23 protein-coding genes are annotated in these 26,075 nt (G+C 66.3%); 14 read left to right on the forward strand and 9 right to left on the reverse strand.

The annotated features are described in order from the left end of the window. From AC1DWT_RS29705 to AC1DWT_RS29715, 3 genes are all read left to right on the forward strand, one after another. The coding region (locus tag AC1DWT_RS29705) for a malic enzyme-like NAD(P)-binding protein (protein WP_477923354.1) at positions 1 to 650 on the forward strand (650 nt) is incomplete at its 5' end. A 284-nt stretch (positions 651 to 934) separates the two neighbouring features. After that, positions 935 to 4,414, forward strand: a complete 3,480-nt coding sequence (locus tag AC1DWT_RS29710; protein ID WP_477923356.1) for a multifunctional oxoglutarate decarboxylase/oxoglutarate dehydrogenase thiamine pyrophosphate-binding subunit/dihydrolipoyllysine-residue succinyltransferase subunit — start codon at positions 935 to 937, stop codon at positions 4,412 to 4,414. A gap of 174 nt (positions 4,415 to 4,588) precedes the next feature. Continuing rightward, positions 4,589 to 6,829, forward strand: a complete 2,241-nt coding sequence (locus AC1DWT_RS29715; protein WP_072947817.1) for an NADP-dependent isocitrate dehydrogenase — start codon at positions 4,589 to 4,591, stop codon at positions 6,827 to 6,829. Between the two features lie 188 nt (positions 6,830 to 7,017). Here AC1DWT_RS29715 and AC1DWT_RS29720 read toward each other — a convergent pair whose 3' ends face one another. Beyond that, the gene (locus tag AC1DWT_RS29720; protein ID WP_072947819.1) at positions 7,018 to 7,545 is read right to left on the reverse strand and encodes a hypothetical protein; all 528 of its coding nucleotides are present in this window, start codon (positions 7,543 to 7,545) and stop codon (positions 7,018 to 7,020) included. A gap of 125 nt (positions 7,546 to 7,670) precedes the next feature. Next, entirely contained in the window at positions 7,671 to 8,273 is a 603-nt protein-coding gene (locus AC1DWT_RS29725; RefSeq protein ID WP_072947822.1) for a TetR/AcrR family transcriptional regulator, read from the reverse strand. Positions 8,274 to 8,357: 84 nt separating this feature from the next. Between AC1DWT_RS29725 and AC1DWT_RS29730 the strand changes: the two genes are divergently transcribed. The 9 genes from AC1DWT_RS29730 (at position 8,358) to AC1DWT_RS29770 (ending at position 17,194) form a co-directional block, all read left to right on the forward strand. After that, positions 8,358 to 9,575 carry a cytochrome P450 gene (locus AC1DWT_RS29730; RefSeq protein WP_477923359.1) on the forward strand — a complete coding sequence of 406 codons (1,218 nt, stop codon included), beginning with the start codon at positions 8,358 to 8,360 and terminating at the stop codon, positions 9,573 to 9,575. Between the two features lie 63 nt (positions 9,576 to 9,638). Further along, a complete protein-coding gene (locus AC1DWT_RS29735) occupies positions 9,639 to 10,199 on the forward strand; it encodes a TetR/AcrR family transcriptional regulator (protein ID WP_072947826.1) in 561 nt (186 codons plus the stop codon). A 5-nt stretch (positions 10,200 to 10,204) separates the two neighbouring features. Continuing rightward, on the forward strand, positions 10,205 to 11,431 hold the full coding sequence (locus AC1DWT_RS29740; RefSeq protein WP_477923360.1) for a cytochrome P450: 1,227 nt from the start codon (positions 10,205 to 10,207) through the stop codon (positions 11,429 to 11,431). Continuing rightward, positions 11,424 to 12,209, forward strand: a complete 786-nt coding sequence (locus AC1DWT_RS29745) for an SDR family oxidoreductase (protein WP_095863222.1) — start codon at positions 11,424 to 11,426, stop codon at positions 12,207 to 12,209. The genes AC1DWT_RS29740 and AC1DWT_RS29745 overlap by 8 nt, the downstream gene beginning before the upstream one ends. Continuing rightward, entirely contained in the window at positions 12,206 to 13,558 is a 1,353-nt protein-coding gene (locus AC1DWT_RS29750; RefSeq protein ID WP_095863223.1) for a cytochrome P450, read from the forward strand. The genes AC1DWT_RS29745 and AC1DWT_RS29750 overlap by 4 nt, the downstream gene beginning before the upstream one ends. Further along, positions 13,558 to 13,773 carry a ferredoxin gene (locus tag AC1DWT_RS29755; protein WP_095863224.1) on the forward strand — a complete coding sequence of 72 codons (216 nt, stop codon included), beginning with the start codon at positions 13,558 to 13,560 and terminating at the stop codon, positions 13,771 to 13,773. Before AC1DWT_RS29750 ends, AC1DWT_RS29755 begins: the two co-directional genes overlap by 1 nt. Then, positions 13,773 to 14,321 (forward strand): hypothetical protein, encoded by a 549-nt coding sequence (locus AC1DWT_RS29760; RefSeq protein WP_095863225.1) that lies wholly within the window; start codon positions 13,773 to 13,775, stop codon positions 14,319 to 14,321. Before AC1DWT_RS29755 ends, AC1DWT_RS29760 begins: the two co-directional genes overlap by 1 nt. Next, entirely contained in the window at positions 14,315 to 15,571 is a 1,257-nt protein-coding gene (locus AC1DWT_RS29765; protein WP_095863226.1) for a hypothetical protein, read from the forward strand. The genes AC1DWT_RS29760 and AC1DWT_RS29765 overlap by 7 nt, the downstream gene beginning before the upstream one ends. A gap of 12 nt (positions 15,572 to 15,583) precedes the next feature. Continuing rightward, the gene (locus AC1DWT_RS29770) at positions 15,584 to 17,194 is read left to right on the forward strand and encodes an acyl-CoA synthetase (RefSeq protein WP_477923361.1); all 1,611 of its coding nucleotides are present in this window, start codon (positions 15,584 to 15,586) and stop codon (positions 17,192 to 17,194) included. Positions 17,195 to 17,237: 43 nt separating this feature from the next. Here AC1DWT_RS29770 and AC1DWT_RS29775 read toward each other — a convergent pair whose 3' ends face one another. The 3 genes from AC1DWT_RS29775 to AC1DWT_RS29785 all read right to left on the reverse strand — a co-directional run bounded on the left by AC1DWT_RS29775 (position 17,238) and on the right by AC1DWT_RS29785 (position 19,752). Continuing rightward, a complete protein-coding gene (locus tag AC1DWT_RS29775) occupies positions 17,238 to 17,903 on the reverse strand; it encodes a GNAT family N-acetyltransferase (RefSeq protein WP_072947847.1) in 666 nt (221 codons plus the stop codon). A 100-nt stretch (positions 17,904 to 18,003) separates the two neighbouring features. Then, positions 18,004 to 18,420, reverse strand: coding sequence for a nitroreductase family deazaflavin-dependent oxidoreductase (locus tag AC1DWT_RS29780; RefSeq protein WP_174705562.1), 417 nt, complete (start codon positions 18,418 to 18,420; stop codon positions 18,004 to 18,006). Between the two features lie 168 nt (positions 18,421 to 18,588). Continuing rightward, positions 18,589 to 19,752: a steroid 3-ketoacyl-CoA thiolase gene (locus tag AC1DWT_RS29785; RefSeq protein WP_072947852.1), complete on the reverse strand. Its 1,164-nt coding sequence runs from the start codon at positions 19,750 to 19,752 to the stop codon at positions 18,589 to 18,591. A gap of 160 nt (positions 19,753 to 19,912) precedes the next feature. On the opposite strand from AC1DWT_RS29785, the gene AC1DWT_RS29790 reads away from it, so the two are divergent. Both AC1DWT_RS29790 and AC1DWT_RS29795 read left to right on the forward strand, forming a co-directional pair. Continuing rightward, entirely contained in the window at positions 19,913 to 21,169 is a 1,257-nt protein-coding gene (locus AC1DWT_RS29790; protein ID WP_477923366.1) for a cytochrome P450, read from the forward strand. A gap of 87 nt (positions 21,170 to 21,256) precedes the next feature. Beyond that, positions 21,257 to 22,513, forward strand: a complete 1,257-nt coding sequence (locus tag AC1DWT_RS29795; RefSeq protein ID WP_095863229.1) for an erythromycin esterase family protein — start codon at positions 21,257 to 21,259, stop codon at positions 22,511 to 22,513. A 9-nt stretch (positions 22,514 to 22,522) separates the two neighbouring features. Here the strand turns inward: AC1DWT_RS29795 and AC1DWT_RS29800 are convergent, their stop codons facing one another. The 4 genes from AC1DWT_RS29800 to AC1DWT_RS29815 are packed head-to-tail and all read right to left on the reverse strand — an operon-like array spanning position 22,523 to position 26,067. Beyond that, on the reverse strand, positions 22,523 to 22,936 hold the full coding sequence (locus AC1DWT_RS29800; protein ID WP_477923367.1) for a nuclear transport factor 2 family protein: 414 nt from the start codon (positions 22,934 to 22,936) through the stop codon (positions 22,523 to 22,525). A 10-nt stretch (positions 22,937 to 22,946) separates the two neighbouring features. Then, positions 22,947 to 23,810, reverse strand: coding sequence for a TIGR03619 family F420-dependent LLM class oxidoreductase (locus AC1DWT_RS29805; RefSeq protein ID WP_072947861.1), 864 nt, complete (start codon positions 23,808 to 23,810; stop codon positions 22,947 to 22,949). A gap of 17 nt (positions 23,811 to 23,827) precedes the next feature. Continuing rightward, positions 23,828 to 25,003, reverse strand: a complete 1,176-nt coding sequence (locus AC1DWT_RS29810) for a thiolase domain-containing protein (RefSeq protein WP_095863230.1) — start codon at positions 25,001 to 25,003, stop codon at positions 23,828 to 23,830. Beyond that, positions 25,003 to 26,067 (reverse strand): thiolase domain-containing protein, encoded by a 1,065-nt coding sequence (locus tag AC1DWT_RS29815; protein WP_072947866.1) that lies wholly within the window; start codon positions 26,065 to 26,067, stop codon positions 25,003 to 25,005. The genes AC1DWT_RS29810 and AC1DWT_RS29815 overlap by 1 nt, the downstream gene beginning before the upstream one ends. Positions 26,068 to 26,075: the final 8 nt, after the last annotated feature.

Below are 26,075 nucleotides of genomic sequence, written 5' to 3' on the forward strand. Positions count from 1 at the left end.
TGAAGGGTGCGGTCAAGGTCCAGGACCGGGACATCCGTGGGTTGCGCGTGGTGATCTCCGGTGCCGGCGCCGCCGGTGTGGCGTGCGCGAACATCCTGCTCGCCGCCGGGATCGCGGACGTGACGGTCCTGGACTCGAAGGGCATCGTCTCGGCCGACCGCACCGACCTCAACGAGATCAAGGTCGACCTGGCCGCCCGCACCAACCCGGCCGCCCGCCGCGGCGGCGTCGCCCAGGCCCTCGACGGCGCGGACGTGTTCCTCGGTGTCTCCGCGGGCACCGTGCCGGAGGAGTTGATCGCGACCATGGCGGAGAACTCCATCGTGTTCGCACTGTCGAACCCGGACCCGGAGATCCACCCCGACGTCGCCCGCAGGCATGCGGCGATCGTCGCCACCGGGCGCTCGGATTTCCCGAACCAGATCAATAATGTGCTGGCCTTCCCCGGTGTGTTCAAGGGTGCCCTGGATGCCGGCGCCCGGCGCATCACCGAGGGCATGAAACTCGCCGCCGCCGAGGCGATCCTCTCGGTCGTCGGTGACGAGTTGGCTGTGGACAAGATCGTTCCCAGCCCGCTCGATCCTCGTGTCGCCCCCGCTGTCGCGGAGGCAGTCGCCGCCGCTGCTCGCGCAGAAGGCGTCACCGACTAGCGAGAATCCACCCGAGCACCCCGATCCGGAACCCGCACCCACGGTTCCGGTGTCGGGGTGTCCGTGACGAACAGGCACGAACGCATCCGAGGGTGCGAGTGACACACCGCACACCGAGTATTTGACCGCAAGGTACAAAATAGTTCTATGCTGAGAAGCAAGGAGCATCCGGCAGACCGTCGAAGTTCGAGCCGGAAGACGTAGCCGACGCAGGTCCAGGCCGACCCAATTGCGTTCCGGCAGAAACGTATCGAAGCGAACAGACGTGAAGTAGGAGATCGGCTGTGTCAGTCACCGTGATCGGACCGAAGACCATGACCGAGGCGGCGGCATCGATTCCGCCGAACCCGGCGCAGGCGGCCACATTCTCTGCGCCACCGGCCGAGGCGGCCGACGGCAGAACGACCACGGCCGCGATTCGCGGGATGGCCAGGTCTCTGGTCACCAACATGACCGCCAGCCTGAGTATTCCGACCGCGACGAGCGTCCGCACGATCCCCGCGAAGCTGATGATCGACAATCGCATCGTCATCAATAGCCACATGACCCGGGCGCGTGGGGGCAAGGTCAGTTTCACGCACCTGATCGGCTGGGCGCTCGTACAGGCCCTGAAGGATTTTCCGAGCCAGAACGTGTCGTACGCCGAAGTGGACGGCAAGCCGTTCGCCGTGACACCTGAGCACGTGAACCTCGGGATCGCCGTCGACGTCGCGAAACCCGATGGATCGAGATTCCTTGTCGTCCCGAACATCAAGCGCGCAGACGACATGAGTTTCGGTGAATTCCTGGAGGCGTACGAGGCTCTCATCGTCAAGGCGCGAAGCAACGCGTTGACCGTCGAGGATTTTGCCGATACGACGCTGTCGTTGACCAACCCCGGCGGCATCGGGACAGAGCATTCGATCACCCGCCTGATGAAGGGCCAGGGTTGTGTCATCGGTGCGGGCGCCCTGGAATATCCGGCGGAGTTCCACGGGGCCAGCGAACAGACCCTTGCCGATCTCGCCATCGGCAAAACCGTCACCCTGACCAGCACCTACGATCACCGCGTCATCCAGGGCGCGGCTTCCGGCGAATTCCTCGGGCGAGTCCATGAACTCCTCATCGGGCAGCATCGGTTCTACGAAGCGATCTTCGCGGCCTTGCGAATCCCCTATGAACCGATCCATTGGGCACCCGACATCAGGGTGGATCCGACGAGCGCGGTCGACAAGACAGCGCGTGTACAGCAACTCATCGATGCGTTTCGCACCCGTGGTCACCTGATGGCCGACGTCGACCCTCTGGAGTACGTCCAGAGGTCACACCCCGATCTGGATGTGGAAAGTCATGGGCTCACATTCTGGGACCTGGACCGGGAGTTCGTCACCGGTGACTTCGGCGGCGACCGGCGGCAGATGAAACTCCGCGACATCGTCGGTGTTCTGCGTGACGCCTATTGCCGCACCGTCGGCATCGAGTACATGCACATCCAGGATCCGGAGCAACGCGCGTGGATCCAGAACCGGGTCGAGCGGCCCTATTCGAAGCCGACCCACGATCAGCAACTGCGGATCCTGGGCAAGCTCAATGAAGCGGAAGCCTTCGAGACCTTCCTCCAGACGAAGTACATCGGCCAGACGCGGTTCAGTCTCGAAGGCGGAGAGTCGACGATCCCCTTGCTGGACGCGATCATGCATGCGGCCGCCGAGAGTGGTCTCGACGATGTGGCCATCGCGATGGCGCACCACGGACGACTCAGCGTGCTCACGAACATCGCAGGCAAGACCTACGGTCAGGTATTCCACGAGTTCGAGGGCACCGATCTTTCCGATACCTTCGACGGCTCGGGGGACGTGAAATACCACCCGGGTACCGAGGGAATCTTCACCGGCGCCGATGGCGAGACGATCCCCGTCTATGTCGGGGCGAATCCTTCCCATCTCGACGCGGTCGACGGTGTGCTGGAGGGCATCGTGCGGGCCCGGCAGGACCGGAGCCCGGCCGGCACGTTCCCGACTTTGCCGATCATCATCCACGGCGACGCGGCGATGGCCGGTCAGGGTGTCGTCGGCGAGACCATGCAGATGTCACAGCTGCGTGGCTACCGCACGGGCGGCACGATCCGTATCAATATCAACAACCAGGTGGGCTTCACGACCCTGCCGGGTGAGGCACGGAGTTCTGTCTACTCGACGGATGTCGCCAAGACGATTCAGGCGCCGATCTTCCATGTCAACGGCGATGATCCCGAGGCAGTCGTCCGGGTCGCGGAACTCGCGTTCGCCTACCGCCAGAAGTTCCATCGCGAGGTCGTCATAGACCTCGTCTGCTACCGCCGGCGTGGGCACAACGAAGCCGACGATCCGTCGATGACACAGCCGCACATGTCCGATCTCATCGCGACCAAGCGCAGCGTCCGGACCCTGTACACCGAGGCGCTGATCGGGCGGGGTGACATCACGATCGAGGAGTACGAGCAGGCCAACCGGGACTTCCGTGGTCGGCTCGAGAACGCCTTCGCCGAGACTCGTGCCGGACAGCACGACCTCGTGCCGGACTCCTCGACAACCACGATCGGCGCACCGGCGAGGACGCCTGCTTCCGAACCCGAAGCACCGACCAGGCCCCACGGAACCGGGGTGAGTCCCGGCGTGATCGCCCTCGTCGGAGATGCCTTCGACAAGCGGCCGCCAGGCTTCACCGTCCACCCGAAGTTGCAACAGCTGCTCGACAAACGAGTGGAGATGAGCCGCGACGGGAACATCGATTGGGCCTTCGCCGAGCTCCTGGCATTCGGCTCATTGTTGGTGGAGGGGACAACGGTCCGGCTGACCGGTCAGGACAGTCGCCGCGGCACGTTCGTCCAACGCCACGCGGTGCTTCACGACCGCGGCAATGGTCAGGAATGGTTCCCGCTCACCGACATTGCGGAGGGTCAGGGTCGGTTCTGGATCTACGACTCGCTGCTCAGTGAGTACGCCGTCATGGGATTCGAGTACGGCTACTCGGTGGAACGGCCCGACGCGCTGGTTCTGTGGGAGGCGCAGTTCGGCGATTTCGCGAACGGCGCCCAGATCGTCATCGACGAGTTCATCAGCTCGGCCGACCAGAAATGGGGACAGCAGTCCTCGCTGGTGTTGCTGCTGCCGCACGGCTACGAAGGCAGCGGACCGGATCACTCCTCGGCGCGCATCGAACGCTTCCTGCAGCTCTGCGCGGAGAACAATATGACGGTGGCGCAGCCGTCGACGCCCGCGTCGTACTTCCACCTCCTCCGCCGTCAGGCATACGCTCACCCACGCAAGCCGCTCATCGTGTTCACCCCGAAGTCGATGTTGCGTATGCGTGGCGCGACCAGCGCCCTGGCCGATTTCACCGGCAGCACGTTCGAACCCGTCATCGACGATCAGCGGGCGATCGACAAAGCCGCCGTCCGCCGCGTGCTGTTGGTGACAGGGAAGCTGTACTACGAGCTGCGCGACAGGCTCGCCACGTCTCCGGATCCGCAGATCGCGCTGGTGAGAATCGAACAGTTCTACCCGCTGCCCGAAACGGAGCTGGCCGACGTCGTCGGCTCCTACCCCAACGCCGAACTGGTATGGGTGCAGGAAGAGCCGAGAAACCAGGGTGCCTGGACGTTCCTCCTCAGCGAACTCGGGACCATCGGCTCGCGTCGCCTCGGCCTCGTGTCGCGCCCGGCGTCCGCCGCCCCGGCGACGGGCTCGAGCAAACGCCACGCCCAGGAACAGAGGAAGCTGATCGACGAGGCGCTGGAGAAGTAGGCCGCGAATCACGGCGTGAGAGCGCGCGTCAGTAGCGCGGTTTGTTACTCGCGGGTAGCGGTGCTCGAACAAGTCGCCGGCGATGCCGCAACGTAACCTGATAGTCGTCGCGATCCGATAGCTGCACGCTGAACCTGTGAAATTTAACCGAACTGACGCGGGAGAACAACAACAATGAGCGCCCATAAGCCGCCGACCATCATCTACACGTTGACCGACGAGGCGCCGCTGCTCGCGACCTACGCCTTCCTGCCGATCGTGCGGACCTTCGCCGGTGCCGCGGGCATCGAGATCGACTCCAGCGACATCTCCGTGGCGTCGCGGATCCTGGCCGAGTTCCCCGAGAACCTCACCGAAGAGCAGCGCGTCCCCGACAACCTCGCCGAGCTGGGTCGCCTGACGCAGCTGCCCGAGACGAACATCATCAAGCTGCCCAACATCAGCGCGTCCGTGCCGCAACTCCTGGCCGCCATCAAGGAACTGCAGGGCAAGGGCTACAAGATTCCCGACTTCCCGGACGACCCCAAGTCCGACGAGGAGCGCGATATCCGTCAGCGCTACGGCAAGATCCTCGGCAGCGCCGTAAACCCGGTCCTGCGTGAGGGCAACTCCGACCGTCGCGCACCCCGGGCCGTCAAGCAGTACGCCCGCAAGCACCCGCACAGCATGGACGAGTGGTCGATGGCATCGCGCAGCCACGTCGCACACATGCGGCACGGCGACTTCTACCACTCCGAGAAGTCGGTGACGCTGGACCGGGCGCGCAAGGTCCGGATGGAACTGGTCACGAAGGCCGGCGAGACGATCGTCCTCAAGCCCGAGGTGGACCTGGGCGAGGGCGACATCATGGACAGCATGTTCATGAGCAAGAAGGCGTTGCTCGACTTCTACGAGGAGCAGATGGAGGACGCGCGCAAGACGGGCGTCATGTTCTCGCTCCACGTCAAGGCGACGATGATGAAGGTATCGCACCCCATCGTCTTCGGCCACGCGGTGAAGACGTTCTACAAGGATGCCTTCGCCAAGCATCAGGCGCTGTTCGACGAACTGGGCGTCAACGTCAACAACGGCCTCGGTGACCTCTACGACAAGATCGAGACGCTGCCCAGCACGCAGCGCGAGGAGATCATCCAGGACCTGCACGACTGCCATGAGCACCGTCCCGAGTTGGCCATGGTCGACTCCGCCCGTGGCATCTCGAACTTCCACTCGCCCAGCGATGTGATCGTGGACGCCTCGATGCCCGCGATGATCCGCTCCGGCGGCAAGATGTACGGCGCGGACGGACGGCCCAAGGACGCCAAGGCCGTGATGCCGGAGTCCACGTTCGCGCGCATCTACCAGGAGATCATCAACTTCTGTAAGACCAACGGCGCATTCGACCCGACGACCATGGGCACCGTCCCCAACGTCGGGCTCATGGCGCAGAAGGCCGAGGAGTACGGCTCGCACGACAAGACCTTCGAGATTCCGGAGGAGGGCGACGCCAACTTCGTGGACGTCGAGACCGGTGAGGTGCTGCTCACCCAGCACGTCGAGGCCGGCGACATCTGGCGCATGTGCACCGTCAAGGACGCGCCGATCCGCGACTGGGTCAAGCTCGCCGTCACCCGGGCACGCAACTCCGGCATGCCGGTCCTGTTCTGGCTCGACCCGTACCGCCCGCACGAGAACGAGCTGATCAAGAAGGTCAACCTGTACCTGAAGGATCACGACACCGAGGGCCTCGACATCCAGATCATGTCGCAGGTGCGTTCGATGCGGTACACCCTGGAACGCCTGATCCGTGGGCTGGACACCATCGCCGCGACCGGCAACATTCTGCGCGACTACCTCACCGACCTGTTCCCGATCCTGGAACTCGGCACCAGCGCGAAGATGCTGTCCATCGTGCCGCTGATGGCCGGTGGCGGCATGTACGAGACGGGTGCCGGCGGCTCGGCGCCCAAGCACGTCAAGCAGCTGGTGGAGGAGAACCACCTGCGCTGGGATTCGCTCGGTGAGTTCCTGGCGTTGGCCGTCAGCCTGGAAGAACTCGGCACCAAGACCGACAACGAGCGCGCGAAGATCCTGGCCAAGACGCTCGATGCGGCCACCGGCAAGCTGCTCGACGAGAACAAGAACCCGTCGCGCAAGACCGGTGAGCTCGACAACCGGGGCAGCCAGTTCTACCTCGCGAAGTACTGGGCGCAGGAACTTGCCGCGCAGAGCGAGGACAAGGAACTGGCGGAACGCTTCGCCACGCTCACCCAGGCGCTGGACGAGAACGAAGACACCATCGTGCGGGAGCTCATCGAGGTGCAGGGAACCGCGGTCGACATCGGCGGCTACTACAAGCTGGACGGCGACAAGACCGCCGCTGTGATGCGTCCGAGCGCGACGTTGAACAGCGCGCTGGAGGCCGTGCAAAGCTGAGCCTGAACCACGACACCCCCGGGTCGGACCCGGGGGTGTCGTGGTTTATCGGAACTGTTCCCGTACAACATAATTCAGTGATAGCGATGCCTGTGCCGTGGTTGCGGGGCAATGGCCGGTCGTGGTCCCTCCCCCTTCCTTGCCTCCGCTGCGGACGATGAGTGCCGTCTTCCAGTGACGAAATGCGGTCAGCTGCCGAAGATTTTGCCCAGATCTCCCGCGTCGGGGATGGCGGCGGCGGGTGGCGCGGGGGCGACGCTCGGCACGGTGACCACCGAGGATGCTTGCTCCACGGTGTAGGCGGTCATCGGGAACTGGACCAGGAATTGCTCGATGCCGGGGTAGTCGGACACCCACAGGGCCGGGGCGTTGCCCTCCCGCCCGCAGGAGGCGAGTGCGACATAGGAGCCGTCGGGGACGTCGAGCACCGACTGGGTGGTGGTCCCGGGTGGTATGTCGTCGTGCTGGTAGAGGGACTGTCCGGGGCCGACGACTTCGGCAACCGGTGGGAGCACGCCGTCGGGGGCGAGGGCGAGCGAGGTCGTGCAGCCGATGGTGGCACCGGTGTTGTTGGTGATCGTGTTGGTGACGGTCGATCCGTCGACGCCGAAGGCGTAGGTGACATCGGTGGCTTCCGCGGCCGATGCCGGGGCTGCGGCGATGGCCAGGGGGATGGTCGCTGCGGCGAGGAGGGTGGTGCGGGCGATCGTGCGCATCCTGGTGTCCTGTTCGTCGGGGCGTGGGTCGTCCTCTGTGAATGGTGCAGCAAAAAGCGACCGATCGGAATGGTTTTGGTGAATTGCGGGCACTCCCGGTCGGTGGACATGCTCGCGCGCTGCTGTCAGGACCGTGTGGACGTGCGCTCCGGCCACCCGACGCTGGAGAGTGCTCCGCGCAGTACGGATTCGTAGATCGCGTCCAGATCCAGTTCGTTGCCGAGGAAGTCGGTGTTCACCAGCATCACGAAGCCGTGCATGGCGGCGAAGACGCTGACGGCGGCGTCGAGGGTGTCTTCGGGTGGCAGTCCGCACGACGCCAGCATTGTGCGTAGTGCCGTGTTGGCGTCGAGTGCGGCGGAGATGAAGGCGTCCCGGTCGACGGGGCTGGTGGTGAGTGTCTGGTACCGGTGCGGATGTGCGGTCGCCCAGGCGCGGTGCGCGTCGACGAGGGCGCGGAGGCCGTCGGGACCGGTTCGGCCCATGGCGATTTCGCGCAGGTGCGCGCCGAGTTCTGTCATGGTGCGCACCTGAACGGCGCCGCGGATGTCGTCGAGGTTGCGGACGTGGTTGTACAGCGAGGCGGTGACGACGTTCAGCCGGGCCGAGAGGCTCGTCATCGACAGTTGCTCCCAGCCGAGTTCGTCGATGATCTCGATGGCGGCATCGACGACCTTGTCTCGGGTGAGGGTGCGACGTCGGATCGGTGCGTTCTGTCCTTTCGCCATGGCCTCAGCATACGGTCTTCCATTCTAAATGAAAGTGTGTAGTTTAAGACGCATCACATTCGTTTATCGATCGAGGAGCAGTGAATGACCGCATCTCGGATTGATCTGAAATCCCCCGATGTCTACACCGAGGGAGTGCCCTACGCGTTCTTCGACCACCTGCGGTCGAGCGAACCCGTCTACTGGCAACCCGAGGAGAACGGCACCGGATTCTGGGCGGTGACCAGGCACGCCGACGTCGTCGCCGTGTCCCGCGACAGCGCGACCTTCTCGTCGGCGGTGGGCACCACCCAGATCGACGACTTCGACGAGCAGACCCGCGCGAAGCAGGCCGCCATGCTCGTCAACCTCGACCCGCCCGACCACACCCGGTTGCGGCACCTGGTCAGCCGCGGATTCACCCCGCGCACGGTGAAGGTGCTCGAGGGCCACATCCGCGACATCTGCACCCGGATCGTCGACCGACTCCTCGAGGCGCGTGACGTCGACTTCGTCCCCGAGGCGGCGGCGCCGCTACCGCTCGAGGTCATCGCGGCACTGCTGGGTGCGCCGCCCGGGGACGTCGACAGGCTGTACGACTGGTCCAACCGGATGATCGGCTTCGACGATCCCGAGTACGGCACCACCCAGGCCGACGGGGAGATGGCTGCGGCCGAGATCTTCCTGTACGCGAACGAGCTTGCCGCGCAACGCCGCATCGAGCCGCGGGACGACATCGTCACCACACTCGTGCAGCCGGACGAGAACGGCGACACGCTCACCGAGATGGAATTCAACATGTTCTTCGTCCTGCTCGTGGTGGCGGGGAACGAGACGACGCGCAACGCGACCGCCGGTGGGATGCAGGCGTTCATCGACCATCCCGATCAGTGGCGGCGACTGCAGTCCGAGCCCGAACTGGTCGCGAGCGCGGTGGAGGAGATCCTGCGGTGGGTGACCCCGGTGATGGATTTCCGGCGCACCGCCACCCGGGACGTGTACATCGGCGACCAGTTGGTTCGGGCCGGCGACAAGGTGGTGATCTACTACCCGAGCGCGAACCGGGATGAGGCGGTATTCGACGAACCGTACCGGTTCGACATCGGCCGGAGTCCCAACCCGCAGATCGCGTTCGGCGGAAGCGGGGTGCACTTCTGCCTCGGTGCGCACCTGGCGCGACTCGAACTGAGGATTCTGTTCGAGACCCTCGCCGCGCGGATCGACCACGTGGAACCCACCGGGCCGGTGTCCCGGCTGCGGTCGAATTTCATCAGCGGCATCAAGACGATGCCCGTGCGGATTCACCCGCGCAGTCCGGTGTGAGACCCCGGTTTTCGTTGCCACCCGGCGGTAACTGTAGTAGCGTCCAGACACGTGTCCAGTAGTATGAATTTCGAGTCCACTCGCCGCCGTCTGACCGAGAAGCAGGCCGACACCGTCGACCGCCTCACCAGGGCGGCCGTCGAAGTACTGCGTGAAGAGGGCTTCGCAGGGCTCACCGTCCGCTCGGTGGCCGGGATCGCCGGGGTCGCACCCGCCACGGCCTACACGTACTTCTCGTCGAAGGAGCACCTCGTCGCCGAGGTCTTCTGGCGGCGTCTCGCCGCCGCACCGCAGCCGGCGGACGAGGGACTCGACCGCACCGGACGCGTGGTCGCCGTGCTCCGCCACATCGCCCTGCTGGTGGCGGACGAACCCGAACTCGCCGGAGCCGTCACCAACGCGCTACTCGGCCGCGACCCCGACGTGGAGCACCTCCGCGCCCGCATCGGGCTCGAGATCCGTGATCGCCTCGCCACCGCACTGGGCGACGGCCACGATCCCGACGTCCTCGAGGCGCTGGAGCTGCTGTACGCCGGCGGCCTGGTCCGCGCGGGAATGGGATACGGGTCCTACGCCCAATTCGCCGATCGACTCGAAACTTCCGCCAAGCTGATTCTGGAGTAGATGCCATGACCGCAGCCTCGATGCCCGGGGTGTCACACAATCCGGTGACGTTCAATCCGTACGACTATGGCTTCCACGAAGACCCGTACGTCACGTATCGAAGACTGCGGGAAGAAGCACCGGCCTACTACAACGAGGAACTCGACTTCTGGGCGTTGTCCCGGCACGAGGACGTCGTCGCGGCCTTCCGCGACAACCAGCGCCTGTCGAGCGCGAACGGGGTGTCGCTCGACCCGGCGGCCTACGGTCCGCACGCCCACAAGACGATGTCCTTTCTTGCACTGGATGATCCGCGGCACATGCGGATGCGTCAGTTGGTGTCCCGCGGGTTCACCCCGAGGCGGGTGAACGAACTCGAGGGGCGGATCCTGGACCTGACCCGGCAGTACCTCGACCCGGCACTCGAGGTGGGCGAGTTCGACTGGATCGCCGAGTTCGCGGGCAAACTGCCGATGGACGTGATCTCGGAACTGATGGGGGTACCGGAGGCCGATCGCGTCGAACTCCGCCGCCTCGCCGATCTGGTGGTGCATCGCGAGGAGGGCGTCCTCGACGTGCCGCACGCGGCGATGGAGGCGTCGCTCTACCTCGTCGGCTACTACGCCGACATGCTGGCGGAGCGGCGCAGGAAGCCGACCGAGGATCTGACGTCCGCGCTGCTCGAGGCGGAGATCGACGGCGACCGGCTCACCGACGACGAGATCATCGCGTTCATGTTCCTGATGGTGGTGGCGGGCAACGAGACCACCACCAAGCTGCTCGGCAATGCGCTTTACTGGGGGTTCCGCTATCCGGGCGAGGCCAGGCAGGTGTTCGAGGACGCGAGCCGGGTGCCGGACTGGGTGGAGGAGACGCTCCGCTTCGACACATCCAGCCAGATGGTCGCGCGGACGGCGGCCGTCGACTTGGACTTCCACGACCGGACGATCCCCGCCGGCGACAAGGTGCTGATCCTCATCGGCTCAGCGAACCGCGACTCGGCGGTATTCGGGGACGCCGACGAATACCGGATCGGCCGGGACACATCCAACAAGCTGGCGAGCTTCGGCGGCGGCACCCACTTCTGCCTCGGCGCCCACATGGCTCGGCTCGAAGCACGGATCGCGCTCACCGAACTCGTTTCCCGCATAGACGATTACGACGTCGACGAGGCAAACAGCGTGCGGGTCCACTCGACCAACGTCCGTGGTTTCGCCACCCTTCCCCTGAAAGTGCAGGTCCGCGATGCCTAGGTTCGAACCCAATCCGCAGCGCCGGCCGTCGATCGTCGCCGGGGCGTCGTCGGGCATCGGCACGGCGACGGCCTACGCGCTCGCCGAGGCAGGCCACCCCGTCGCGCTCGGCGCCCGCCGGGTCGCGGAGTGCGAGGAGATCGCGGAGAAGATCCGCAGCAACGGGGGAGAAGCGTTCGCGCACTTCCTCGACGTCACCGACACCGCGTCGGTCGACGACTTCGTCACCGCCGCGGAGAACGCGCTCGGCCCCACCGAGATCGCGTTGTCGGGAGCCGGCGACCTCGAGTTCTCCGTCGCACACGAGATGGACCCGGAGCAGTTTCTGGACCAGGTCAACGTCCACCTCGTCGGGGCGCAGCGTCTCGCGCACCGCATCGTTCCCGGCATGATCGAACGCCGGCGCGGAGACTTCGTCCTGATCGGCTCCGACTGTGCGGACTCGCCCCGGCCCCGGATGGGGGCCTACAACGCGGCGAAGGCCGGTGTCGAGATGATGGGCCGGCAGATGCGGATGGAACTGGAAGGCACCGGCGTCCGGGCGTCGGTCGTGCGGCCGGGGCCCACCCAGACGTCGATGGGAATGAACACCACCGAGGAGGTCATCGGACCCGTCCTCGAAGACTGGGCGACATGGGGATTCGCCCGGCACTCGTACTTCCTGCGCGCCTCCGCGATCGCCGACGCCGTCGTCGCCGCCGTCAGTGCACCCCGCGGCGCGCACATGGTGCTGATCGAGGTGCAGCCCGAGGCGCCCCTGCGAAAGGATGGAGAATGAATCTGGTTACCCCGCAACGTGTGTCCGGCGGTGAGCACGAGCACGGACATCTCGACGAGCTGCGCACCGACCCGATCGCGCTGATGCGCCGCGTCCGGGAGGAATGCGGAAACGTCGGCGTCTTCCAGCTCGCGGACAAGAAGGTGGTGTTGCTGTCCGGCGCCGAGGCCAACGAATTCTTCTTCCGCTCCACCGACGAGGATCTCGACCAGCAGGCCGCCTACCCGTTCATGAAGCCGATCTTCGGCGAGGGGGTCGTGTTCGACGCGAGTCCCGAGCGTCGCAAGGAGATGCTGCACAACCAGGCGCTGCGTGGTGAGCAGATGAAGGGGCACGCCGCGACGATCGCCCACGAGGTCGACCGGATGGTGGCGCAGTGGGGCGACGAGGGCGAGATCGATCTGCTCGAATTCTTCGCGGAGCTGACCATCTACACGTCCTCGGCCTGCCTGATCGGCACGAAGTTCCGGGAACAACTCGACGGCCGGTTCGCGCACCTGTACCACGAACTCGAGCAGGGCACCGACCCCATCGCCTACGTCGACGCGTACGCCGACATCGAGAGCTTCCGCAGGCGGGACGAGGCGCGGGTGCAGTTGGTGGCCCTCGTCCAGGACATCATGACCGGGCGCATCCAGAATCCTCCGCAGGGCAAGGAGGGTCGGGACATGCTCGACGTGCTCGTCTCGATCAAGGACGAGAACGGCAACGAGCGCTTCACCGCCGACGAGATCACCGGCATGTTCATCTCGATGATGTTCGCCGGGCATCACACCACGTCCGGCACCGCGGCCTGGACGCTGATCGAACTGTTGCGGCACCCGGACTACGCGAAGCAGGTGGTCGCGGAACTCGACGACCTGTACTCGGACGGCTCCGACATCAGCTTCGGAGCGCTCAGGCAGATCCCGAAACTCGAAGCGGTACTGAAGGAGACGCTCCGGCTGCACCCTCCGCTGATCATCCTGCTGCGCGTCGCGCGGGGCGAGTTCGAGGTCGGCGGCTACCGGATCGCGGAGGATGATCTCGTGGCGGCGACGCCGGCGATCTCCAACCGGATCGCGGAGGACTTCCCGAACCCGGACACGTTCGATCCCGAGCGGTACATCGACCCCAATCAGGAAGACATCGTCAACCGCTGGACATGGATTCCGTTCGGCGCGGGCAGGCACCGCTGCGTCGGAGCGGCGTTCGCGCTGATGCAGCTGAAGGCGATCTTCTCGATCCTCCTGCAGGACTGGGAGTTCGAGATGGCGCAACCGTCCGAGACGTACCGCAACGATCACAGCAAGATGGTGGTGCAGCTGCAGCAGCCCTGCACCGTGAGGTACCGGAAGCGAAGCACGTGATGAAAGTCGAAGCCGATCTCGACCTGTGCCAGGGCCATGCCGTGTGCGAGATGGAGGCACCCGACGTCTTCGTCGTCCCCAAACACGGCAAGGTCGAGATCCTCGACAGCAACCCACCCGAGAATCAGCGCGCTGAGGTCGAGAGCGCCGTGCGTTTCTGCCCGACCCAGGCCCTGCGGATCGTCGCGGACACCGACTCAGAAGGAGAATCCTGATGGCCCCTTTCGACCGCGCCGAACTCGACGAGATGGTGCAGCGCTGGGTGGACGAGAACAAGCGGTGCGAGTCGCTCGGCGACTGGAAGCCGCTGGCCGAGATGTACACCGAGGACGCCACGTACGGGTGGAACTACGGGCCGAAGGACGACTTCATGGCCGTCGGCCGGGACGAGATTCGCGACCTGGCGCTCGGGCAGGAAATGGACGGCCTCGAGGGCTGGGAATATCCGTATCAGCAGTTCGTCATCGACGACCGCAGCGGCGACGTCATCGGATTCTGGAAGCAGGTGTCCGAACGCACCCGCGACGACGGCACCCACTATCAGGTCACCGGGATCGGCGGCAGCTGGTTTCGGTACGGCGGCAACTTCCAATGGTCCTGGCAGCGTGACTTCTTCGACTTCGGCAACGTCTCGAGCCTGTTCCTCGAAATGATCACGAACAACGCGATGTCCGACGGCATGAACGCGCGGATCCAGCGCGCGACGTCCGGTCGGCTGCCGGGGTGGTACCCGGTCGGGAAGGCCCCGGTCTCGCTGTGGTGAGCACGGTGAAGGTTCCGGCGTCGTTCGCGGATCTGTCCCGCGAGGATCTGGCGATCCTCGTGCCGGAACTGCTGCTGTGCGGTCACCTCATCGACCGCTCCGGGATGCCGCACCTCATCGGGGCGTTCGGCCGCGAGGGCATGACGCAGGTCGCGATCGAGGAATGGATGGCGTCGAGCCCGATCTACGCGCGGCGGATGCAACGCGCGCTGGGGTTCGAGGGCGACGGCGTCGTGACGATCTTCAAGGGCCTGCAACTCGACATCGGTGCGCCGCCGCAGTTCATGGACTTCCGGTACCGCGTCACCGATCACGACCACGGCGAATTCTGGCTGGATCACTGCGGGGCGCTGATGGACGTCGAACCGATGGGCGACGAGTACGTCACGGCCATGTGCCACGACATCGAGGACCCGACGTTCGACGCCACCGCCCTGGCCACCAACCCGCACGCGCAGGTGCGGCCCGTGCACCGTCCGCCGCGACGGCCCGCGGACCGGACACCGCACTGCCTCTGGACGGTCACCATCGACGACACGAACGAGCCACCGCCGGTCCCGGAAGGGCTGGTGACGGTGGGGAAGTCGCGGGCGGCGACGGTGGGGCTGTCGCCGATCGACACCGGCGGTCCGGGACAGCACGACTACGCGGGCGCGCTCCTCGCCGACCTGCGGTTCCCGGACTTCTCCCATTCGGCGCTGACCCGGATCGCGGAGGAGGTGTGCGTGCAGCAGCACCTGCTGACGCTCGGTTTCCTGCTCGCGGTGCGGGCACGCACGGATGCCGGCGCCGCGCTCGACATCGCCCGCAAACAACTCACCGGAATCGCCGGCCTCACGTCGGAGCGGATCCGGAACGCGCTGGGCCTGCCTGCGGATCTGGAGGGGCTGGCCGTCGTCCTCGCCGTGCACCCGGCGCTGAATCCCCGTCAGTACGTGGACGTCACGATCGCCCTCGGCGACCGACTGCTGCTGACCCTGGGCCGCGAGTGCGGCGCGTCGGAGGACGGGGCGTGGCCGTCCATGATCGACGGCGAGCATCTCGCGCCGTTGACGGCCCTGGTGCGCGGGGTGTCGCCGCGGTTCGCCGTGCAGGTGGTCGAGGAGACGGACACGGCGCTGACGGTGGAGGTCGTGACCGGTGAACCGCCGGCGAAGGAGGCACCCGAAGTCGCGCTCACCCGGTTCAGCACCGGGGCCGATTTCGCCTTCACCGATCGAGGGATTCCCCTTCCACTCACCGTCGTCTGAGAGGACACTCCCGTGGCCTACAACCTGGCAGATCTGTTCGAGCACTCCGTCGACGTGATGCCGGAGCGGGTGGCGCTGATCTGCGGCGCTCGCCGCGTCACGTACCGGGAACTGGAGGACCGCGCCAACCGGTTGGCCCACCACTTCCTGGACGCAGGACTGACCGCCGGTTCGCACATCGGCGTGCACCTGCACAACTCCATCGAGACCATGGAGACGCTGGTGGCGGCGTACAAGATTCGCGCGGTTCCGGTGAACATCAACTACCGGTACACCAGCGACGAACTCGCCTACGTGTATGGCAACGCGGAACTCGACGCCGTGGTCCACCATCGGATCTACTCGCCGCGCATCGCGGAGGTCCTGCCCTCGCTGCCGAGAATCCGGCACACCGTCGTCGTCGAGGACGATCTCGGCGGCGCCGGTGTGCCCAGCGACTCCGTCCCGTACGAGGAGGCGCTGTCCGGCAGCGGCGACCGCGACTTCGGTGGACGCAGTTCCGAAGACCTGTTCATCATGTACACCGGCGGCACCACCGGACGTCCGAAAGGTGTGGTGTGGACGCACGAGGCCATCTGGCGCGTCCTCGCCGGTGGTCTCGACTTCTACACCGGCGAGGCGATCGACGACGAGTACCAGCAGTCGCGGGTCGGGGCGCAGGGGGAGCCGACGCTGTGGTTCGCGTTGCCGCCGCTGATCCACGCCGCCGCGATGATGCCGACGTTCACCGCGCTGTTCAGCGGGAACACGGTGCTGCTGGAATTGAAATTCGACGCCGACCGGACGTGGGACCTCGTCGAGCGGCACCGGGTGCAGATCCTCATCATCACCGGCGACGCGATGGGACGGCCGCTGATCGAGGCTCTCGACCCGGCCCGGACCGACACGTCGAGTCTCGGTGTGGTCGCGTCGGGAGCCGCGCTGTTCTCCCCGGTGATCAAGGACGCGTTCCTCGAGGCGTTCCCGGGGCTGCTGGTGTCCGATTCGATCGGCGCGTCCGAGACCGGTTTCGGTGGAATCGGTTTCGCCACCAAGGGGGAGAAGCAGGTGGGTGGTCCCCGGGTCCCGGCGGGGCGGTACGCGCTGGTGATCGACGACGCGGGGCGTCCCGTCGAACCCGGCTCCGGGATCGACGGCTGGTTCGCCAAGGGCGGGTACGTTCCGCTGGGCTACTACAACGACCCGGAGAAGACCCGGGAGATCTTCCGTGAGGTCGACGGACGATCGGTGGTCGTCACCGGCGACCGCGCGCGGATCGAGGCCGAYGGGTCGATCACCCTGCTCGGTCGCGGCAACATGGTGATCAACACCGGCGGCGAGAAGGTGTTCGCCGAGGAGGTGGAGAGCGCGGTGAAGGCGTACCGCGACGTGTACGACGCCATCGTCGTCGGCGTCCCCGACGAACGGTGGGGGCACCGGGTGTCCGCGGTCGTGCAGGCACGCGACGGCCGGGGCGTCGACTTCGCCGGCCTCGAGCAGCACGTGCGGCAGAGCCTGGCAGGCTACAAGATTCCGCGGCTGGTGTGGGTGGAAGACGCCGTCCATCGCACACCGAGCGGCAAACCCGACTACCGCTGGGCCCAGGGCGTCACCAAGCAGCGCGGCCCCGACCACCGCACGTGAGTGGCGAAGTGTGCTCCCGCACGCTTCGCCACTCACATGCGGGTCAGGCGGGAGCGCGGACGACCAGGACCGTTCCCGGGAACTCCGCGGCGAGTTCCTGACGGCTGTGCTTCACGGCCGCGGTGCCGTAGCCCTTCTTCCGGGCGTCGGGGGAGATCCAGATCGCGACGTCGACCTCGCGTCCCGACAACTCGCCGAACACCATGCCGACGGCCGTGTTCTCCTCGGTGTCCTCACACACGAACCACGCGGCGGACTCGTCGTCGACCCGGCTCAGGCCCTCCGCGCGCTCCTTCTCGACCCGCTCCTCGGACCATTGCGTGCCCGCGTCGTCGACCTGTTCGACGCAGCGGCGCCGGAACAGTTCGGCGTCCTCGTCGGTTTCGGTGAACGGGCGGAGGCGGAAGTTCCGGCCGGTGCTCGCAGGCCGGTCCGTCGACGTCCACTCCAGCGTGGCGTCGAGGTCCTTCAGTTCCGTCTGGATGCGGCGCCGCTCGACCTTGGTGAGACGGCGAAAGGTCAGGTTGAGGACGGCTTCCGCGTACGCCTCGGTCGTCTCGAGGAGCCCGGCGACGGTGGTGAGGGCCTCGGCGTGGTCCTCACTGTCGACGATGGCGTCGAGAACCTCGTGCCGCTGCTCCAGTGCGCGCAGCAGGACCGCGGTGAGCTCTCGACGGTCGTGTATCCGATCTTGAACCTGTGTACTCATCTGCAATTCCTCGCCCTCGGCCGTCCTACAAGTCCGTACGCGTCAATACTGCAAGAAGTCCTCCGACATGGCACGCGTTACCCGACGGTACATACAACTGCTATCGGGGTGTGCAGACGACGACGGGGATCGTGCGGTCCGTCCAGGCCTGGTAGTTGTCGAAGTCCGCGTACATGTCGACGAGCCGCGGCCACAGCCGCGCGCGTTCCCCGGGGTCCGCCACCTGGGCGGTCATCGGCCGGATCCGCGACTTCACCTGGACGGTCACCTGCGGGTTCGCGCGCAGGTTGAGGTACCACATCGGGTGCTTCGGGAGGCCGCCCTGCGACGCGACGAGGATGATGCGGTCGCCGTCCTCGAGAAACAGCAGCGGGCTGATCCGGGGCTCGCCGCTCTTACGGCCGGTGGTGGTGAGCAGGCAGACGGGCAACCCGCGCGGGAAGGCGCTGCCGACGCGCCATTTGCTGCCCAGACGCCCGCCCGTCCGCCGGTACAGCACGACGTTGATCTTCGACATCCACTTGATGAGGGAGGCCGTCCACTTCGAGTCGAGACCGGGCGGTCGAGCGGAGCGAGGGGAATTTGGCTCGGGTCGAGCGGAGCGAGGGGAATTTGGCTCGGGTCGAGCGGAGCGAGGGGAATTTGGCTCGGGTCGGGCGGGGGCGGGCGCATTCATCGGGCGGCCCTAGATCCGCTCGATGATGGTGCCGGTGGCCAGTGCGCCGCCGGCGCACATCGTGATCAGGGCCGTCGACCCGTCGGTGCGCTCGAGTTCGTGCAGCGCCGTCGTGATGAGCCGGGACCCGGTGCTGCCCACGGGATGTCCGAGTGCGAGCGCGCCGCCGTTGACGTTCACCCTGTCCATGTCGGGCTCGTGCACCGACGCCCACGACAGCAGGACCGAGGCGAACGCCTCGTTCACCTCGAACAGGTCGAGGTCGCCGATCTTCATGCCGCTGCGTTCGAGGACGCGCGCCGTGGCCTGGACAGGTCCGTCGAGGTGGAATTCGGGTTCGGAACCGACGAGCGCCTGGGAGATGATGCGGGCCCGCGGTTTCAGGCCGAGGGCGCGCGCCCTGGCCTCGTCCATGAGCATGACGGCGGCGGCGCCGTCGGAGATCTGCGAGGAGGTGCCCGCCGTGTGGATGCCGCCCTCGAGTACGGGCTTCAGCCTGGCGAGCGATTCCGCGGTGGTGTCGCGCAGACCCTGATCGCGCGTCACGATCCGGGTCTCCCCGGTGAGGTTGCCGTCCTTGTCGACGACGGGCGCCGCCACCTGCAGCACTTCCCGGTCGAAGCGTCCTTCGTCCCACGCCTGCTTGGCACGGGCCTGCGAACGCACTCCGAGGGCTTCGACGTCGGCGCGGGTGATTCCGCGGCGGCGGGCGATGCGCTCGGCGGCCTCGAACTGATTGGGCATGTCGATGTCCCAGTCGGCGGGCCTGCGTGGGCCGGCGTTCTCCCCGACGTTCGCCCCGAGCGGCACCTGGCTCATGGCCTCGATGCCGCAGGCGATTCCGACGTCGATCGCGTCCGTGGCGATCAGGCCCGCGATCAGATGGTTGGCCTGCTGCGCGGAGCCGCACTGACAGTCGATCGTGGTGGCGCCGACCTGCCAGGGCAGTCCGGCGTGCAGCCACGCGGTTCGGGTGATGTTGTTCGATTGCGCACCGGCCTGGGTGACGCAACCACCGATCACCTGCTCCACCAGGTCGGGGTCGATGCCGGAGCGGTCGAGGATGCCCCGCTGAGCGGCGCCGAGGATCTCGGCGGCGTGCAATCCGGACAGCCAGCCACCGCGCTTTCCTATGGGGGTGCGAACTGCCTCGACGATGACGGGTGTGCCCACGGCGGGCTCCTTTCCTTGTTCTCAGAAAATAGAACAGGTTCTGCTGTCTGGGCAAGGTCTGATTGAGCTTTCCTTTGCTAGTCGCCCGGCTTGTGCTTCAATGCTAGTAGAACGTGTTCCACATCACTGAGTGGTGTATGGCTTAGGGCAGGAGACAGCAGTGGCGCAGCCCAATCTTCCAGAGGGTTTCGACTTCACCGACCCGGACATCTACGCAGAACGCATCCCCTACCAGGAGTTCGCCGAACTGCGGAAGACTGCGCCGATCTGGTGGAACCCGCAGCCGCCGGAGATCGGTGGCTTCCACGACGACGGCTACTGGGTCGTCAGCAAGCTCGAGGACGTCAAAGAGGTGTCGCGGCGCAGCGACGTCTTCTCCACCCACGAGAACACCGCGATCGTGCGCTTCGCCGACGACATTCCGCGCGAGAACATCGAGATGCAGCGCTTCATCCTCATCAACAAAGACGCTCCCGAGCACACGAAACTCCGCAAACTCGTCTCCCGCGGCTTCACACCCCGCGCGATCAACAGCCTGCGCGAAGAACTCACCGAGCGCGCCGAGAAGATCGTGAAGGAGGCCGCCGAATCGGGGGCCGGCGACTTCGTCACCCWGGTGGCATGTGAGCTTCCGCTGCAGGCGATCGCCGAACTGCTCGGCGTGCCGCAGGAGGATCGGCTGAAGGTGTTCGACTGGTCGAACCAGATGACGGGCTACGACGACCCCGAACTGGACATCGACCCACAGGCCGCGTCGATGGAGATCCTCGGCTACGCGTACCAGATGGCGGACGAGCGCAAGAAGTGCCCCGCCGACGACATCGTCACGACGCTGATCGAAGCGGACATCGATGGAAATGAGCTCTCTCCCGAGGAATTCGGCTTCTTCGTGATCCTGCTGGCGGTCGCCRGCAACGAGACCACCCGCAATGCCATCACACACGGCATGATGGCGTTCCTCGACCATCCCGATCAGTGGGAGCTCTACAAGAAGGAGCGTCCCAAGACGGCGGCGGACGAGATCGTCCGGTGGGCGACCCCGGTCAACTCGTTCCAGCGCACCGCACTGGAAGACACCGAGCTCGGCGGCGTGCACATGAAGAAGGGGCAGCGGGTCGTAATGCTGTACGGCTCCGCGAATTTCGACGAGGACGCATTCGAGAATCCCGAGAAATTCGACATCCTGCGGGAGAACAACCCGCACGTCGGGTTCGGCGGTACGGGCGCGCACTTCTGCCTCGGAGCCAACCTCGCCCGCCTCGAAATCGACCTGATCTTCAATGCGATTGCGGATCACCTGCCGGATATCAGTAAGCTGGGAGATCCGCGGCGGTTGCGCTCGGGCTGGCTCAACGGTATCAAGGAGTTTCAGGTCGATTACAAGACTGCGTCAGGCGGTTGCCCGGTCAGGCACTGACCCCACTGATTCAGCGGCGTCGGAGGGCACCCTCATCCTCTCCGACGCCGCTGTTCCCTTTCTGTCCGAGGAGGGTGGGAGCAGGTCATGACTGTGCGGTCCATCGTCCACGACCCGGGTGCCGGTTTCTCGGCGCCGGGAGATCCGAGCGTCACTGCCGCCCTCGACGCGTTCCTTCGCCGCCTGGACGCCGCTCCTCGCCTGCTCGGGTTCGGCGAGCCCATGCACGGGGAGGAGAGCTTTCTGCTGCTCCGCAATCAGATGTTCCGATACCTCGTCGAACATGAGGGCTATCGATCCATCGCGATCGAAAGCAGTTGCCTGAAAGGGATACTCGTCGACTCCTTCGTGCGGGGCACGAACGGCGTGCCACTCGACGACGTCATGGAACACGGTTTCAGCCACGGCTTCGGAGAGTCCCGGGCCAACCGCGACCTGATCCGATGGATGGCCGACCACAACAGCCGACGCGAAGCGGGCGAGCACGTGCGGTTCTTCGGTTTCGACGCCCCCATCGAGATGACGTCCGCCGACAGCCCCCGGCAGGCCCTGACCTTCCTCGACACCTACCTGCGGACCCACCTCGACGAGCGGGATCTGCCCTGCACTCCGGACCGGATCTCCGCCCTGATCGGCGACGACGACCGCTGGAGCGACCCGGCCGTCGCCATGGACCCGGCCCGATCCGTCGGTGCCACCGCCGAGGCCGGACAGTTGCGTCTGATCGCCGACGACCTGATGACGCTGCTGGCCTCGGAGGCGCCTCGCCTCGTCGCTGCGGGCACGCGAGACGAATGGTGGGAGGCCGAACTGCACGGTCGCGTCGCCACCCGCCTGCTCAGCTATCACGCCGGAATGGCAGAGAACTCCCCACGCCGCATTGCCCGCCTTCTGGGGATCCGCGACACCCTCATGGCGGACAACCTGTCCGCGCTGGTGCGGAGGGAGGCGGATCGGGGGCCGACATTCGTCTTCGCCCACAACGGCCATCTGCTGAAGGGCGAAACCCACTGGGATCTCGCCGGAATGCACCTGCACTGGTGGTGCGCCGGCGCCCACCTGGACTTGCGGTTCGGCGACGCGTACACGGTCATCGGTTCCGCGGTCGGTGAGGCGCCCGGTCACGGCATCGGACAGCCGCCACCGGGCACCCTCGAGGATCTGCTCTTCGCGGTCGGCGAGAGTTGTCTCGTGCCTGCCGCGGCGATGGCGGACGCCGTCCGCGGCGCACAGAAGCGCGCCGACCCGTCGAGCAACTCCACATACTTCCCGCTCGACCCCGCGTGCCTCGGCGAACTCGATGCCGTCCTCTTCGTCCGGCACCTCGACGAGGCCGCCGGGTGATCCGAATCCTCAGACCTTGCGCAGCGTCTTCATCGCCCGCTCGACCTCCCAGAAGGCCCGTAGCGACGTGATCTTGCCTTCGTCGTCCACGCGGTAGACGAACACGCCCTCGGCGTCGATCTGCGATCCCGCCACCGTCGACCGGATGGTCCCGATGTTCACGTTCTCGTTGCCGCACACCAGTGAATCGGTGATGAGGAATTCGAGCGATTCGGTGGTCGCGATCGTCATGTCGTAGAACCGGGAGATCGCATCGAGGCCGTGGTGCCCCTTCCCTTCGGGGTCGAAACCCGAAGGGCCGACGGGATCTTCGACACGTGCGTCCTCGGCGAACAGGGCCAGCCACTCCTCCTTGCGCCTGCCGCTGGCCGCCGCGCGGGACGCCTGTCCGGCGAGGCGGGCAGGATGGTCGGTCGTCGTCATGTCCACACTCCTATCCGATGTACTGATCGGCGAACTTGCGCAGCGACTCCTGCTTGGCGTCGAGCGGTCCGTCGAAGCCGATGCCGTCGAACACCCACGGGACGACGATCGTGTCGGTCACCCCGGCGTCCGCGAGTTCGGCGTAGCCGTCCTTGCCGAAACGGTCGATGCAGACCGTCTGGATCTCGTACGGCAGATCGGCGCGGCCGTACTCCTCCCGCAGTTCCCGCAGTCGCGCGATGACCTGGACGAGATCGTCGAACTTGATCATCGCCGACGTCCAGCCGTCACCGACCCGGGCGGCGCGCCGGAGTGCGACGTCGGTGTGGCCGCCGACGTAGAACGGCACCGGCTTCGTCGGGGCCGGGCTCATCTGCAGGCGGTCGAAGTCGTAGAACTCACCGTGATACTCGACCATCCCGCCGCCGAGGATTAGCTTGATGACGTCGATCATCTCGTCGACGCGGGCGCCGCGTTTCGCGTACGGCACCCCGCACCATTCGAATTCCTCGGGCGCCCAGCCGATCCCGACACCGAAACCGAACCGGTTGCCGATCAGGTTGGCCACCGATCCCACCTGGCGGGCCAGGAGCACCGGATTGCGGGACCCCAGCTTGAGGACCTGGGTGTAGAACTCGATCTTCGACGTCACCGCACCCATGGCGGCCGCCGCGATCAGCGGATCCACCCACGGCGTCTCCTCGGTCCACATCCGGGAGCCGTCCGGTGTGTACGGGTAGTCCGCGCTCTGCTTCTCCATGAAGAACAGCGAGTCGGGGAGTGCGATGGACGAGAACCCGCACTCCTCGGCTGTTTTCGCGAGAGCCGGCAACTGATCGAGGGGATTCATGGCGATGCCGACGGTGAATTTCACTGGTGACGTCCCTACTACTAGTTGTTCGGCCGGTCGGAACCGACCACCCACATCGAGAAGTACTGCGAACCGCCGCCGTAGGCGTGGCCGAGTGCCTTGCGCGCGTCCTTCACCTGGTGGTCGCCGGCGCGGTGCATCACCTGCATCGCCGCCTCTGCGAACCGGATCATCCCGGAGGCGCCGATCGGATTGGACGACAGGACGCCGCCCGACGCGTTGAGCGGGAGCCGGCCGCCGATGGCCGTCTCGCCCGCCTCGGTGAGCTTCCAGCCCTCGCCCTCGGCGACGAAGCCGAGATTCTCGAGCCACATCGGTTCGAACCAGGAGAAGGGGACGTAGATTTCGGCGACGTCGATCTCGTCGAGCGGATCCTTGATGCCCGCGGCCTTCCACAGTGCGGCCGACGCGTCCCGTCCGGCCTGCGGATTCACCTGGTCGCGTCCGGCGAACGTGGTGGGCTCGGTGCGCATCGCGGTCGCGTGTATCCAGGCCACCTCACGGCCGTCCGCGACGACCTGCTCGGCGGCCTCCTCGTTGCCGATCACCAGCGCGCAGGCGCCGTCCGAGGACGGACAGGTCTCGTCGTAGCGGATGGGATCCCACAGCATCTGCGAGGCCTGCACCGATTCGAGCGTGATGTCGGGCTGCTTGAGGTGGGCGTACGGGTTGAGGCTGCCGTTCAGCCGGTCCTTCACCGCCACCATCGCGCCGATGTGATCGGGTGCGCCGGACCGCCGGATGTACGAGCGGACGTGCGGGGCGAAGTACCCGCCCGCGCCCGCGCCGACCGGCATGTGGAACGGAATGGGTGTGGACAGCGCCCACATGGCGTTCGACTCGGACTGCTTCTCCCACGCCACCGTCAGCACCCGCTTGTGCACCCCCGACTTCACGAGGCTCGCCGCCACGCAGGCGGTCGAACCGCCGACCGAGCCCGCCGTGTGCACACGCAGAAGCGGTTTGCCGTTGGCGCCCAGTGCGTCCGACATCGCGAGCTCCGGCATCATCGACCCCTCGAACAGGTCGGGGGCCTTGCCGATCACGACGGCGTCGATGTCGTCCCAGCCCACCCGCGCGTCTTCCATCGCGCGGTCGATCGCCTCGCGCACCAGCCCGGCCATGGACACGTCGTGCCGTTTCGCCACGTAATGGGTCTGACCGGTGCCCAGTACGGCGGCCAATTGATTCGCCATCAGTTGCGTCCCTCCAAGACTGCGACCAGATTCTGTTGCAGCACAGCACCACTCGTGGCGTGCGCCAGCGTGCGCCCGGCGTTGCCGTCCATGATGGCCTTGGCTGCGTAACCTATGCGTTCCAGACCCGCGGAGAACATCGGGTTCCCGCTCAGCGGGCCGCCCGACGGGTTGATCGTCGTCGCATCGGACAGCCCGATGGCCTCGCGGAGGATCAGTTCCTGATGGGTGAACGGTCCGTGCAGTTCGGCCACGTCGATACCGCCGACGTCCCCGCCGGTGGCCGCCCGCGCCGACGCCGTCGTCGACGGCGAGACCGTCAGGTCACGGGCGCCGAAGTTCGGGGAGTCGATCCGATGCTCGATCCCGGTGATCCACGCCGGTCGCTCGCACAGCTCTCGGGCACGGTCTCCGGAAGCGAGAACGACGGCAGCGGCGCCGTCCGTGATCGGCGCGCAGTCGTGGGCGCGCAACGGATCCGCGACGAACGGTCTCGCGAGCAGTTCGTTGATGTCGACGTGCCCCGACAACTGGGTGTTCGGGTTGCTCTCGGCCGCGGCCCGGCTGCGCGCGGCCACCGCCGCCATCTCCTCGGACGTCCACTTCCCGGCGTCGAGTCCGAGACGCGCCTGCAGTCCGGCGAGCGACACCGAGTCCAGGGCCAGTGGCGCGACCAGGTAGGGGTCGAGTTGCATGGACAGGACCTTGCGGAGATTGCCGGCCGAGGACTTCCCGAACCCGTACACCAGGGCCGTGTCGACCTCGCCGGTCATGATCTTGATCCAGGCCTCGTAGAATGCCCAGGCGGCGTCCATCTCCACGTGCGACTCGTTGATCGGGGGTACCGCGCCGATCGAGTCGACCGCGGAGATGAAGGAGAACGCACGGCCGGCCAGGTAGTCCGAGGATCCCGAACACCAGAAACCGATGTCGGACTTGGTGATCCCGAGATCCTCGTACAGCTGCTGGAAGCAGGGAACCAGCATCTCGACGCCGTTGGTGGTGCCGGTGGTCTCACGCACGTGCGGTGCGTGCGCGAACCCGACGACTGCGATATCTGTCATTGTGCCGC

Source organism: Rhodococcus sp. P4_B6, assembly GCF_056402215.1.